Source organism: Corynebacterium sp. LaCa_70, assembly GCF_058182015.1.
On the sequence record NZ_CP190914.1, the window covers coordinates 555,937 to 569,919 of the forward strand.

Here is a 13,983-nt window from a genome sequence, read left to right on the forward strand (position 1 = left end):
TCCCGCAATCACTGACGTCTGGTACTCACCGCCGCACGTTCATATCCACGCCCCACAGAAAAGCAAGCCCCACAGAACAATACGCACACGAGAAACAAGGCAATTGGTATGGCAGCATCAGGCTCCAAGGTTTATCGGCTAGCAATCGTGGAAGACCATGAGCTCACACGGCAAGGGCTCGAGTCCATGCTGAATGACAATGCTGATTTCAACGTCATCGCCAGTGCGGCCAACGTGCCTGAACTATTCACCGCACTGGGTAGAAAACGCAAGGTGGATCTCGTGGTGTTGGATCTCCGGCTTTCGGATGAGAGCCAGCCTATCGACAACGTCGAAAAGATTGAAGAGCTCACTGACAACATCGTGGTCCTATCTTCGTTGGAAAGCCCCTATTTGTTGCGGCAGGTGCTGAAAACCAGTGTGGCAGAAGTCTTAAGCAAAACGCAGCCGTCAGAGGAAGTCGTCGCGGCGATCCGGCGTACCTTAAGTGGCAAGCCAGCAATTTCGACAGAAATGGCAGCCGCAATGGACGGTGATCCGCTGCTGGAAGCGGTGGATCTCTCTGACCGGCAACGCGAAGTGCTCGAATTATATGCGTCTGGTGAACCAGCCAAGCGCGTCGCTCGTTTGACTGGCCTGAAACAAGATACAGTCAACGACTATCTGAGCCGAGTTCGTCAGAAGTACTCCAGCGTTGGACGCGATACCTTTACGAAGCTTGACTTATATCAGAGAGCTCAAGAAGACGGATTTTTACCTGGCCCTACTGACCCACGCTAGCGTCCCTAGCCGTTAAACAAAGATCCTGGATTTCTCCGCAACCGCCACGTCTACGTCGTTTGGGTTTCCGGGAACGGTACCCGGGTTATGCCCGTGCTGTCGGAGGTGAGAGTCGCGAAATATTTGCGACCAGGTGGCAGAATGCGGATGGTCACCTTATCTTTTCCCGCAAAGTTGAGGCACTCTAATGCCAATGGAACGAGCCGCTCTAGCGCGGCGCCGGCATCACGACCGTCGGAATTGCGGCCATCTGTGCTGGCATCATGTTCACTGCGGTCGTCTAGAAGCAACACCGTCGCACCCGCTTGTCGTGCATCCCACGCAGCAGTTTTTATCTCGGGACGGTCTAACAATGGCGCGCGCAACATATCGCGGATTGCCAATTCCGTTAGACGTGCCCGCTCACGCAGCAGCGGTGGAGGATCCTGGAAATGCTGCACCGACTCAAACACCGGGGCGGCGTACAACTCGATACGCTCGTGCCAATGTTTATGTATCAATTGAACTTGGTGGATTCGTGCCGCCTCCGCATTCGCGGCGCGTTTTTCCAGCTGTAACCGAGGTAAATTCTTGAGCAAATTACTGTTAGCAAGAAAGACTACCGTTGCGGCAACTACCAGATTTACTTGTATTAAAATATTTGTTAACGGTGGGCTATCTATAACACCACCACTGAACAAGGTTAGTGCTTTCATTGACACAGTGTTGCCAACGAAGCAGCCTATGCCCCACAAGATCTCTCCCCGCAAAACCAGAATGCAGGTGAGCAAAGCAATGATGGATAATGCCCATAGGTTTTCCCATCCCGCAGCATAATCTGCGCGTTGCCAAAGACTTAATGGCCCCAACGCAAGAAAGCCCGCAGTTATGGCGAAACGTTTGCTACCCGAAATTCGGGGCGAGCTGTCTAATACGATCAGGGCTAATGTAGCGATTGCGACGATGGCTGCTGGTAACGCCGTCAGGAATCCACCAGAGCTCACCCACGTGCCAGATATGATGCTAATAACAGCTAGTCCTAGATATGGGCGCGCCCAAGAGCGAGAAACTTGTGCTGGCTGCAGCAGCTGCTGTTCTAAACTTCCGGCAGTGAGCTGATCTTCTGAAATGCCGTTTGCATGCGCTGCTAAGCGTTCGTTGAATTGAGATTCTGCAGAGTCCAGGCACCAGCGTACGGTGACTGTTGTGCCCGCGCCTGGGGAAGAAAAGATCTGGGCATCACCGCCATCAATACTGCGCATACGGTGCAAAATTGACACGTTGATGCCTGCCCGTTGTGGATCGCGTGCTGCTAAATCGAAACCGCAGCCATCATCAGAAAATTCCACGATGAGTTCCTTTTTAGTGATGTTGATCATGCATCGACGTCGGGAAGCTGGTCCTGCATGTTTGCGGGAATTACGTGCGGCTTCAGTAACAGACAGTCGGACGGCTTCAGCCGCGGAATCTTTGATGGTGGAAAACCCATCGCGAGTGTTGCGGCCGTTAGGCACAAGCCCGGTGACGGTCGTGACGCAATCCGGACTGATAGCTTCTACGCTGCGGGTGACGTCGGCAAGCAACTTTTCCAGCGGAACTTCTTCACCGGTGGCAGGCCGAGAAGGCAACGAATGCGCGGCGTCGGTCTGCATACCTTGTCCACGCGAGATAGCCGATAAGGAGCCCAAAATATGGTCGTGGACGAGCCCGTTAAGGCGTTTACGCTCTGTGATTGCGGCGCGTTTTGCCTCGGATTCAGTCAAAGAATCCCGCACCTTCTGCTCAGCTTCGTCGATGGTGCGCGCCACCCGCATCAGTGTGACGGCCCCTAGCACAAACGGAATTAGATTCATTAGTACCGCGAATCCGGTGACCGCAAGTAGCTCCGGAATGCTCGTGCGTCCATATACGATGGAGTGCATCGTGCTAGGAATGACCTGGATCAAAATTGCAACCAACACTGCCCGTTTGGTGGGCGAGAGCAGCACCACGCTGATCGCCAAGATGCCGGTAAAATCCGTGAATCGCAGAACCGAGGGGCCCAGATCTGTCATGGTGTAGTAGGCCACTGGAAACGCCCCGCTGGCCACCACCAGCACCAGCGCGTTGGCGTACAAGGAACAGCGCAGCCAGACCAGCTTGCCGACGATCGCCGCAGCCACCATGAATAATCCACTCAGGGTTAATCCGGCGCTCGTGAGGTAGCCGTACCAGTCGCCGATATATCCCGAGCCATAGGTGATGTATTGCAATCCCAGGTAGACCAGAAGGGACACTGCCATCGCAGCACAGCAGATTCGTAGCGCAGTTAGTTCGACAGAATCGTCTCCCATGGTGCGGCGAACCCGACTCAGGAGCGCAGTTAAAAAGTGCCCTTGGTATTTTGCAGTTTCGGTACGAATGTCGGATGCGGTGTGGGGAGCAGCCATGTCTACGATTTTTCCATTACAGGTCTAGGTTAGTCGCATTGGCACTGCTATCGTGTGGCTACCGGTGAAACCGCACATGATGACTACACTAGAGCCAATAATCTGGTGCCCCTGATGTGCCAGAGATATCTTCACGCACTGTCCACGACCGCGAAATGAGAAGTACGTAAAGACCCTATGGCACGTATGCAAGAAAGCGCTGACCTGCTGAAGTGTTCCTTCTGTGGGAAGAGCCAGAAACAGGTGAAAAAGCTCATCGCCGGTGGCGGCGTTTATATCTGTGATGAGTGCATTGAGCTGTGCAATGAGATCATCGAAGAGGAAATCGCCAATGAACCGGGCGCGCAGGACACCGAGGATGCCAAGCGTCTGCCCCGGCCGTCGGAGATTTCCGCGTTTTTGGACAATTACGTCATCGGCCAGGATCAGGCCAAGCGCACCTTAGCGGTGGCTGTGTATAACCACTACAAGCGTATGCGTGCCGACGAGTTTGCCCGCTCCGGTGCACGCTCGGGGCACAAATCACCCGGCGGGAATTACGCTGCGCGCACAGATTCCATTCATGCGGAAGAAGATATTGAGATCGCGAAATCCAATATCTTGATGCTGGGCCCAACCGGCTCTGGTAAGACCTACCTGGCGCAAACCCTGGCGCGCATGCTGGATGTGCCGTTTACCATTGCCGATGCCACGTCGTTGACCGAGGCCGGTTATGTCGGCGAAGACGTGGAAAATATCCTGCTCAAGTTGCTGCAAGCCGCCGATTTTGATGTGGAGCGCGCTCAGCGCGGCATCATTTATGTCGATGAGATCGACAAGATTTCGCGCAAGAGTGAAAACCCGTCGATTACCCGCGATGTCTCCGGTGAGGGCGTGCAGCAGGCACTGCTGAAAATCCTGGAAGGCACCACGGCGTCGATTCCGCCGCAGGGTGGGCGCAAGCATCCGAACCAGGAGTTCATCCAGCTGGATACCTCGAACGTGTTGTTCATTGTTGCCGGTGCCTTCGATGGTCTGGATAAGGTCATCGCGGAGCGCGTCGGCAAGAAGGGCCTCGGCTTTGGCGCGGAGATTGACTCGCGGAAAGATACGGATAATGCCGCGCTGTTTTCGCAGGTGCGCACCGCGGATCTGGTGAAATTCGGCCTGATCCCAGAATTCATCGGACGCCTGCCTGTGGTGGCGACGGTGGAAAACCTGGATCGCGACTCGCTGGTGCAGGTGCTCACGGAACCGAAGAATTCGCTGGTTAAGCAGTATCGTAGTCTGTTTGCCATGGACGGTGCTGAGCTGCTTTTCGACGATGATGCGCTCGGCGAAATCGCAGAATTGGCGATTGAGCGCGGCACCGGTGCGCGTGGCTTGCGCGCGATCTTGGAGGATCTGCTGGTGCCGGTGATGTATGACTTGCCAGACCGCGAGGACGTCAATCAAGTGGTTATTACCGCGGCTGCGGTGCGCGGGGAAGATACCCCGGAGCTGCGCTACTCAGAAAATATGCAGTCGGCGTAATCGGTAGACGTAGCTGGTCGGCGCGGCTGGCGCAAGCCCCGGGATTAGTCCCAGTAGATGCCCAATCCGGAATCATCGCGGTCTTCGTCGCTGGTGGTGGCCAGGTAAGATTCGTGCTCGGAATCGGCGATATTCGATGTCAGAAACGACAGCACCGCATCGACGACCAGCCGGCGCACTCCCGCGGTGTTCGCCGCCGATAAGGTATCAACCCGCGTGGTCATCGCCATGAGGTGCCGGTGGTTGAGCCGGGAAAAACTCAGCGAAATCACTAGGTAAAACACATCATGCGCGGAAATTCCGGGCCGGAACGCCCCGGCTTCTTGGCCGCGTAACAACACTCGGTCCAGATGCAGGCCCAGTTCGGATGATTCCATCATCGTCGTGGTGGTTCCAGCCTCCAGCACTGGGTGCAGCGATTCTGCCGCCAGCAGTGCTACCGCGTCTCGATGCGTATCGAGTTGGGTAAATAGCGCGTGCACGATATGCGCCATGCATTCGGCGGGCACCGGAGAATCCGTACTCAGTGCCGACGCTGGGGGAGTAATCGCATCCATGCAGGCGGCGATGGCATGGGAATACCACTCGAGCTTGTCCGCTGGTGCGCCACTTCGCGTGTCTTTCAGCTGTGAGATGTCCGCGTGCTCGTAGCCGTGGCGGATGAACTCGGTGATCGCAGCCGCTAGCTCTGTGGTTACAGCAGTGTCATCGTTGTCAGCATTCTCAGCATTCTCGTCGCGATTATTCATGTGCCTCCAAAGCCAAGTTATCAATCAAGCGCACAGGCCCGACCCAGGCGGCTGTCAACGCCAAGGCCGGCCGGGTACCAGCAGGTACATCCCGTAAATCCGCGGGATCGACGATGCGCAAATAATCCAATTCCACGCCCTCACAGCTAGCCAAATGCTCTGCGGCCTCGTCGGCACTGGCAAACTTTCCATCGCGTAGGCCAAATAACGTCTGTGACAGTGCGGTCGCATGCCGACGCTCGTCCACACTCAAACGCAGATTTCGGCTGGATTCAGCCACCCCGTCGTCGCCACGCACGATGGGCAATCCGTGGATGGCAACGGGCATATCTAGATCCCGCACCAACGCCTGAATGATCGCTAGCTGCTGGGCATCTTTGCGCCCAAAATAGGCGCGGTCTGGTTGGATGATCTGAAAAAGCTTGGCGACGACGGTGGCCACGCCATCAAAATGCCCCGGGCGGGAGGCACCTTCCAAAATCTCGCCCATGCGGCCGGTGCGCACCCAGATTTGCGGGTGCCGGTCGGGGGCTGTGTTGAATCCCGGATACATTTCCTCCACGCTGGGGGAAAACACAGCATCGACGCCGAGACCGCGCAAGAACTCGGCGTCGGCGTCGAGATCGCGTGGGTAGTTGCGGTAGTCGTCGCAGTCGCCGAGGTCAGTAAATTGCAGTGGGTTGACGAAAACCGATGCCACCACGATGTCGTTGTCGGCACGAGCGGCGCGCACGAGGCTGGCGTGCCCGTCGTGCAGCGCGCCCATCGTCGGCACGAGGCCTATCGACGGGGCAGCCATACCGGATCGTGATTGCGCACAAAAAGCGCGCATGTCAGAGACAGTGTGAATAATGTGCATGTAGTTCTTAATTATTTCTCGTCGCTAAACGATTCCGCTTCGTTCGGGAATGCGCGAGCAGCCACATCCTCGCGATAGGCGCGCGCACCTGCGCGTAGCTCGTCGGCAAGATTGGCGTACTGGCGCACAAACCGCGGTGGTTTGCCAGTGCCCAGGCCGAAAGCATCCGTCCACACCAGAATCTGTCCGTCGGTCTCGTTACCAGCGCCGATGCCGATGGTGGGGATGGCGCAATCGCGGGTGATCTGCGCAGCCAGCTGGCTCGGAATCATCTCCATCACCACGGCGAATGCGCCCGCATCGGCCACGGCCTGCGCATCAGCGGCCAGCTGCGCGGCGGCTTCGCCACGGCCTTGCACTCGGTAGCCGCCGAGTGCGTGCTCGGCCTGCGGGGTAAAACCGATGTGCGCGCACACCGGGATGCCGGCGTCGACAAGCGCTTTAATGGTTGGCGCAATCTCCACGCCACCTTCGATCTTGACCGCCTGTACTCCGGCTTCTTTCATAAACCGCACCGCGGTATCCACGGCTTGGGCCGGGGAAGTCTCATAACTGCCGAAGGGAAGATCGGCGACGACGAACGCGCGACGGGTGGAACGCACGACGGCTGCGGACAGGCTAATGAGCTCCTCGGTGGTGATCGGAAGGGTGGAGCTGTGCCCGAAGACCACGTTGGCCGCGGAATCGCCGACGAGCAGCAAATCGATCTCGGCGTCGTCGAAAATACTGGCGGTCAGGCTATCGTAGCTGGTTAGCGCAGTGAACGGGGTGCCGCTGGCTTTGGCGCGCGAAAAATAATGGGTGCGTAGGCGTTGTAGGGGGCGGGACGGTTGGGTAGACATAGGCCGGATTTTAGCAGCGCGACGGCTTCCCGCTGGGGATCTGCTGGACAATCGCTATAGCTGCCGTAGCGTTTGCTGTAGCAGTGCCGCCCATGTTGCAGGTGGGCGCTAGAATAGGCGCCGTGATGACGGAAAACCAGCAAAACCCAGAAGACCACCCACATGACCGCAATTCAGCAACCGATGCCGCGCCGGGTCGTGACCGCAGCGATCTGCTGGCGAAAAACTGGCAGCCGGGCGAGGTAGAAAAGGCTCTATACGACGCCTGGGAGGCGCAAGGCTATTTCCGCCCGGATGAGGATGCCGACAAGCCCGCCTACTCTGTGGTTTTGCCGCCGCCGAATGTCACCGGTCAGCTGCACATGGGGCATGCGCTGGACCACACTCTGATGGATTCGATTATTCGCCGTAAACGCATGCAGGGCTTTTCCACGCTGTGGCTGCCGGGATCGGATCACGCGGGTATTGCTACCCAGACCAAGGTGGAAGCCAAGCTGCGCGAACAGGAAGGCAAGTCGCGCTGGGACTATTCGCGCGAGGATTTCATCGCCAAGGTCTGGGAGTGGAAGGAAGAACACGGCGGCACCATCCAGCAGCAGATGCGCGCGATTGGTGATTCCGTCGACTGGTCACGCGAGCGTTTCACCCTGGATGAGGGGCTGTCGCGCGCCGTACAGCACATCTTCAAACAGATGTTTGATGCCGGCATGATTTACCGCGCGCACCGCCTGGTCAACTGGTCGCCGGTGCTGGAGACCGCGGTCAGTGATATTGAGGTGGTGCACAAAGACGTCGACGGTGAGCTGGTCTCGCTGCGCTATGGTTCGCTTGCCGACGACGAGGATCACGTCATCGTCGCCACCACCCGTGTGGAAACCATGCTGGGCGATGTCGCTATTGCCGTACACCCGGATGATGAGCGCTATACGCACCTGGTGGGCAAGAAGTTCGCGCATCCGTTCCGCGATGATCTCGAGCTGGAAGTTATTGCCGACGACTACGTGGATCCGGAATTCGGCTCCGGTGCCGTGAAAATCACCCCGGCGCATGATCCGAATGACTACGCCATGGGCTTGCGCCACAACCTGGACATGCCGACGGTCATGGACACCACCGGCCATATCGCTGGTACTGGCACCCAGTTTGATGGTTTGAGCCGCGAGGAAGCACGTGTGAAAGTCCGCGAGGCGTTGGCTGAGCAGGGCCGCATCGTCGCCGAGAAACGCCCGTATACCCACTCGGTTGGTCACTCGGAGCGCAGCGGTGAGCCGATTGAGCCGCGCCTGTCGCTGCAGTGGTTTGTGAAGGTGGACAAACTCGCGCAGATGGCTGGCGATGCCGTGCGTGAAGGTGATACCAAGATTCACCCGGCGTCGATGGAGCCGCGCTATTTCGACTGGGTAGATGACATGCACGACTGGACCATCTCGCGTCAGTTGTGGTGGGGCCACCGTATCCCAATCTGGTACGGCCCAGAAGATGAAAACGGCGAGCGCGATATCGTGTGCGTCGGCCCGGATGAGCAAGCCCCCGAAGGCTATGAGCAAGACCCAGACGTGTTGGATACCTGGTTCAGCTCTGCGCTGTGGCCATTTTCCACTATGGGTTGGCCAGACAAAACCGCGGATCTGGAGCGTTATTTCCCCACCTCGGTGTTGGTAACCGCTTACGACATCCTGTTTTTCTGGGTTGCGCGCATGATGATGTTCGGTACCTTTGCCGCCAGCCAGGACCCGGAAACTTTCGGCACGACAGCCGACGGGCGCCCACAGGTGCCATTCAAGGATCTCTACCTGCACGGCCTGGTACGCGATGAGCACGGCCGGAAAATGTCGAAGTCTTTGGGCAACGGCATTGACCCCATGGACTGGGTCCGCGATTACGGCGCGGATGCGCTGCGCTTCACTCTCGCGCGCGGGGCCAACCCGGGTGTGGACCTGCCGGTCGGCGATGAGGCCGCGGAAGCCTCGAAGCGCTTTGCCACCAAGCTGTTTAACGCCACCAAGTTCGCGCTGATGAATGGCGCGGGCATGGGCGAGCTGCCCGAGCGCAGTGAGCTTACCGACGCCGACCGCTGGATCTTGGACCGCACGGAACAAGTACGCGGGCAGGTAGACAAGTACCTGGACGATTACCAATTCGCGAAAGCCAACGAGCTGCTGTACCACTTCGCCTGGGGCGAGCTGTGTGACTGGTACGTCGAGATCGCGAAAACCCAAATCCCGCGCGAAGGTGAATCTGCCCAGGGGCGGAACACCCAGATCGTGCTGGGGCGTGTGCTCGATGTCGTGCTGCGTTTGCTACACCCAACCATGCCGTTTGTCACCGAGGTGACCTGGAAGGCGCTGACCGGCGGCGAATCGCTGGTGGTTGCGGATTGGCCTACCGCCGCTGACACCAACGGCGGGGTCGAGGTTGACGAGGTTGCCGCGCGTCGTATTGCTGATGCCGAGGTACTGATTACCGAGCTGCGTCGTTTCCGCGCCGACCAGGGCGTGAAGCCGTCGCAGAAGATCCCGGGCACGCTAGACTTCGCTGCGGCTGACTTGGCTGGCCAGGAAAACCTGGTGCGCAACCTGGCGAATGTGGAAGAACCAGGTGCCGATTTCACCGAGTCCGCCTCCGTCGAAGTGCGCCTGAGCCAGGCCACGATCACCGTAGCGGTGGATACCTCGGGTGCTGTGGACGTCGAAGCAGAGCGCGCCCGCTTGCAAAAAGACCTGAAGAAGGCCGAAAAGGAACTGGCGCAGACCAGCGGCCAGCTGCAGAATGAGAAGTTCTTGGCGAAGGCACCGCAGGATGTCGTCGACAAGATCACAGCACGCCAGCAACTGGCACAAGAAGAAGTCGACCGCATTGGTGCGCGTCTGGAGGCACTGAACTAGTGGCAGAAAACGAACACACGGGTTCTGGAGACAAGCGCGCCGGACGGGCTCATTCTGAAGAAGACGCGATAGAGCACGACCTCGCCGCGCTGGCCGGTGATGCTGTGGAAGTCGACGAGCACGGGCTGAAGCTCAACCTGGGCCTGCCGGACGAAGAACGCAACGCACCGGCCCCGCTGCAGGCCACGCCGGAAGAACTCAGCGCACTGGCTGCCGTGGAGGCGGAACTGGATACCCGCTGGCCGGAAACCAAGATCGATCCGAGCCTGGAACGCATCGAATACCTGCTGGATTTGCTGGGCAACCCGCAAGAAAACTTCCACGTCATTCACGTTGCGGGCACCAACGGTAAAAGCTCGACGGTGCGCATGATCGATTCACTGCTGCGTGGTTTCCACCGACGCACCGGCATGTTCACCTCGCCGCATCTACAGAGCGTCACCGAGCGCATCTGCCTGGACGGCAACCCGATTCCTGCGCGTGATTACGTGCGCCAATGGGAAGAAATCGAACCATTCGTGCAGATGACCGATGCACATTTCGACGTGCGCTTGTCCAAATTCGAGATCTTAACCGCCATGGCTTATGCAGCATTTGCCGATGCCCCGGTGGAAGTCGCCGTCGTGGAGGTCGGTCTGGGCGGAACCTGGGATTCCACCAACGTGGTGAACCCAGAGGTATCCGTCGTCATGCCCGTGGGCTTGGACCACCAGAACTACCTGGGCGAGACCATCGAAGAAATCGCGGCAGAAAAAGCTGGGATCATTAAAAAGCGTGATGACCTGGATGACGTGCTGAAACCCTCAGAGAATATCGCCATCATTGGCGAGCAGGACCCGAAAGCCATGGACGTGATCCTGCGCCGCGCCGTCGAGGTAGAAGCCGGAGTGGCGCGCTACAGCAGTGAATTTGGGGTGCTGGAAACCTCCGTCGCAGTTGGCGGGCAGCAATTGCACCTGCGCGGGCTGGGCGGGGAATACCCGGAGATCTTCATTCCGCTGTCGGGCAGCCACATGGCTGCGAATGCTTCCTGTGCCCTGGCAGCAGTGGAAGCATTCTTCGGTGCCCGCGCCGGGCACGGGCTCGACCTGGATACTGTGCGGGAAGGCTTCCGCACCGTGTCGGTGCCTGGCCGCCTGGAACGCGTGCGTACCTCGCCGACGACGTTCATCGACGTGGCGCACAACCCGCACGGCGCACAGGCGCTGGGTGCTGCGCTTTCGCGGGATTTTAATTTCCAGCGGCTTATCGGCGTGGTCGCCGTGTTTGACGATAAAGATGCCAAGGGCGTGTTGCTGGCGCTGGAACCACACCTGGATGAGGTCGTGATCAGCCAAAACAGTTCTCCGCGCGCGCTGGATGCTTATACGCTGGCAGAATACGCCGTCGAAATCTTCGGTGAAGAGCGCGTGCATACCATCGACGATCTGCCGGGCGCCTACGCGCTGGCCGTCGAATTGGCAGAAGATGCCGAAGTGCAATCCGGCTCGGGCATCGTGATCACCGGCTCGGTGGTTACTGCTGGGGAAGCGCGCACGCTATTTGGAAAGGAACCGTCGTGACAGAAAAGAAGTTTCGCCGCGACAGCCACGACAGTCGTGACGGCCGTGACAATGCTCGGCGCGGAGCCTCCCGGAATGGAGCCGCCGAGTACGGCCCATTAGGCCCAGGAAAGGCCCCGGTAAAAGACCCGATGCGTGGGCTTGCCGGAATGATGTCGGGCACCCTGATCATGCAGGCGATTAGCATCTTTTTGGGCCTGACTGTCATCTTGAAAATCGATGGCGGGGTGTACTGGACGACGCCGAACTGGGTGACAGTAACTGTGCTGGGCGCGCTGCATGTGGTGGCGGTATTTTTCGTGCGCAAGCCCTGGGCAATCACGATGATCTTAGTCCTGCAAGCGCTGGGCTTATTGATGTTTTTTATCCACTGGTCCATCGGCGTGATCATGCTGCTGTTCATTGGCGTGTGGGCGTTCATGTTGTATCTGCGTTCGATGCTGCTTGAGCGCATGCGTCGTGGCCTGCTGACCACTCAGCACCTGGGCACGGAATAACGTGGAATCACGTGGAAAAACGTGGATTGTCGTTAATTCCCGTCTCATACAAGTTGTAGAATGGGCGCCATGACTGAACGTACTTTGATCTTGATCAAACCTGACGGTGTACAGAATGGCCACGTTGGAGAAATCATCTCCCGCATTGAGCGCAAAGGGCTGCGCTTGGCTGAACTCGACCTGCGCGTGGCAGACCGCGAAACTGCAGAAAAGCACTACGCCGAGCACGCAGATAAGCCATTTTTCGGTGAGCTGGTGGAATTCATTACCTCGGCACCACTGATCGCCGGCATCGTGGAAGGCGACCGTGCCATTGATGCGTGGCGCCAGCTGGCTGGCGGCACCGATCCCGTCGGCAAGGCCACCCCGGGCACCATCCGTGGTGATTTCGCGCTGTCTGTGGCAGAAAACGTGGTTCACGGCTCTGATTCCCCAGAATCCGCAGAGCGTGAGATCGGAATCTGGTTCCCGAACCTGTAAGCAGCGGGTTCTGACCTCAGGGGAATTTGGTCCGATGGGCTAGAGCCCAAAGATCTCCGATGGCCTGGAAGCCAAAGATCCAGGCCGAAACGCCCGAATTTGAAGGATTTTGGTGCATTTTTACAAATAGTGGCCGCAAAACCGGCGATTTCGTAGCACTATTTGTAAAAAAGCAACATCGACCGTAGCTGGAATTGCCACAAACGAGCTAGGGTGCCGCCAATGTCTATTTCAACGTCTAGGTCAAACGCCTACGCCAAGGGCGGCGCTGCAAACCCCCTGCTCACAGCAACGCAACGCCAATCCCTGTAACACCGAACTTCGCTAACGCCCCTGCTGGTAGTGCTGCAAGCACTGAATACCGGCGGGGGTTAAGCTGTATTGCCACTTGTGCGGCTGCTCGCGCACGGTAATTTTCTTCGCCTCGACCAGCTGTGCTTTCCGCAGCGTCTCCAGCTCCGCGATCAACTCATCAGTGTCACGGCAGCTAGCGCTCGCAAACTCGGCGACATTCACGAACACATTATCCCCGGCACCGATGGCAGCCAGGTCTCGCAGTACTTTCGGGTTGTGGGCCACCATCTCAAGGCGCTCACTGGTCACGGCCTCCAGATCGCTTTTCGCAAGAACCTGCTGGATCCGCCGCTTGCCGACGCGTCGTGGCCCAATATTCGTGCCGAGGATCTGGAAAGCCAAGCCGATGGTCGCTACTGCCGCGGTCACCGCGATGGAGGCAGCTGGGTGTAGCACGCCGTCTAATTGCGCAAAAGGGAGCGGCAAAATGGCTCCCCACGGGAATATCGGAAGATACAGCATGAGCTTTTGCTTCGGCGTGTAATCGGTATCCCGGTATTCTTCGGTGTACACGTTGACTAGATAATCACGGAACAGCCAGGCACCGGATCCGATGGCGCAGACAAAGCTGAGCAGTGCGGCTATCCAGTGTTCGTGCAGTATCAACGAATAACCAAGCCCTGCGGGCACGGCGGCGCTAGCGTTGAAAAGCAATTGTGTGGTTATCGAACGGTGGTGACCCTTTCTGCTAAGCATGTCCTTATTTTAACTCCGAGGGCAGGGTCGTCGCCGCGATTCGGCAAAACTCATGCAACGGGGCAAGGGTCAAACGATGCGACGCTCCAACAGTGCAATGCATCCAACGGTGCAGCGGAGGGGTTAGAGCAGCCCCGTAGGCGGGGGCGTGTAGGCGGGGACGTGTAGCTGGGTTTGTCGTGCAGGTATTCGTCGGCAAGAGTTCTGTGACATAATGCCAACTGTGTGGTTTCTGCGCGGAAGTTTCGCGTACGGCCTGCTGAAGACGAATTTATATGTGAATAATTATGATGCCCTGTGCGGCAGCGGCCAAGTGGCTGCGCCCGGGGCACAATGTGATGTCAAGGAGACACGGTAAC

At 58.1% G+C, this 13,983-nt stretch carries 11 protein-coding genes; 6 read left to right on the plus strand and 5 right to left on the minus strand.

The window, feature by feature from the left end; all coding sequences use genetic code 11:
* Positions 1-108 precede the first annotated feature (108 nt).
* Positions 109-780 carry a response regulator transcription factor gene (locus ACP8MI_RS02525; RefSeq protein WP_018120936.1) on the plus strand — a complete coding sequence of 224 codons (672 nt, stop codon included), beginning with the start codon at positions 109-111 and terminating at the stop codon, positions 778-780.
* A gap of 50 nt (positions 781-830) precedes the next feature.
* Here the strand turns inward: ACP8MI_RS02525 and ACP8MI_RS02530 are convergent, their stop codons facing one another.
* Positions 831-3,041, minus strand: a complete 2,211-nt coding sequence (locus ACP8MI_RS02530) for a sensor histidine kinase (protein WP_490290695.1) — start codon at positions 3,039-3,041, stop codon at positions 831-833.
* Positions 3,042-3,365: 324 nt separating this feature from the next.
* Here ACP8MI_RS02530 and clpX point away from each other — a divergent pair, with 324 nt between their 5' ends.
* A complete protein-coding gene (clpX, locus tag ACP8MI_RS02535; RefSeq protein WP_018120938.1) occupies positions 3,366-4,700 on the plus strand; it encodes an ATP-dependent Clp protease ATP-binding subunit ClpX in 1,335 nt (444 codons plus the stop codon).
* 44 nt (positions 4,701-4,744) lie between these two features.
* On the opposite strand, the gene ACP8MI_RS02540 is transcribed toward clpX, so the two are convergent.
* From ACP8MI_RS02540 to panB, 3 genes are read right to left on the minus strand one after another with little or no spacing between them, the layout of a single operon-like run.
* Positions 4,745-5,449 (minus strand): hypothetical protein, encoded by a 705-nt coding sequence (locus ACP8MI_RS02540; RefSeq protein ID WP_018120939.1) that lies wholly within the window; start codon positions 5,447-5,449, stop codon positions 4,745-4,747.
* On the minus strand, positions 5,442-6,308 hold the full coding sequence (panC, locus tag ACP8MI_RS02545; RefSeq protein ID WP_425654040.1) for a pantoate--beta-alanine ligase: 867 nt from the start codon (positions 6,306-6,308) through the stop codon (positions 5,442-5,444). The genes ACP8MI_RS02540 and panC overlap by 8 nt, the downstream gene beginning before the upstream one ends.
* Before the next feature lie 11 nt (positions 6,309-6,319).
* Positions 6,320-7,150 carry a 3-methyl-2-oxobutanoate hydroxymethyltransferase gene (panB, locus tag ACP8MI_RS02550; protein WP_018120941.1) on the minus strand — a complete coding sequence of 277 codons (831 nt, stop codon included), beginning with the start codon at positions 7,148-7,150 and terminating at the stop codon, positions 6,320-6,322.
* Between the two features lie 125 nt (positions 7,151-7,275).
* On the opposite strand from panB, the gene ACP8MI_RS02555 reads away from it, so the two are divergent.
* The 4 genes from ACP8MI_RS02555 (at position 7,276) to ndk (ending at position 12,574) form a co-directional block, all read left to right on the plus strand.
* Positions 7,276-10,035: a valine--tRNA ligase gene (locus tag ACP8MI_RS02555; protein ID WP_284571909.1), complete on the plus strand. Its 2,760-nt coding sequence runs from the start codon at positions 7,276-7,278 to the stop codon at positions 10,033-10,035.
* Positions 10,035-11,597, plus strand: a complete 1,563-nt coding sequence (gene folC, locus ACP8MI_RS02560; protein ID WP_425654043.1) for a bifunctional tetrahydrofolate synthase/dihydrofolate synthase — start codon at positions 10,035-10,037, stop codon at positions 11,595-11,597. Before ACP8MI_RS02555 ends, folC begins: the two co-directional genes overlap by 1 nt.
* Before the next feature lie 131 nt (positions 11,598-11,728).
* Entirely contained in the window at positions 11,729-12,094 is a 366-nt protein-coding gene (locus ACP8MI_RS02565; protein ID WP_049167541.1) for a DUF4233 domain-containing protein, read from the plus strand.
* A gap of 69 nt (positions 12,095-12,163) precedes the next feature.
* On the plus strand, positions 12,164-12,574 hold the full coding sequence (ndk, locus tag ACP8MI_RS02570; protein ID WP_018120945.1) for a nucleoside-diphosphate kinase: 411 nt from the start codon (positions 12,164-12,166) through the stop codon (positions 12,572-12,574).
* Positions 12,575-12,898: 324 nt separating this feature from the next.
* Here ndk and ACP8MI_RS02575 read toward each other — a convergent pair whose 3' ends face one another.
* Complete coding sequence (locus ACP8MI_RS02575) at positions 12,899-13,624, minus strand: hypothetical protein (RefSeq protein WP_126844472.1); 726 nt, start codon at positions 13,622-13,624, stop codon at positions 12,899-12,901.
* Positions 13,625-13,983 lie beyond the last annotated feature (359 nt).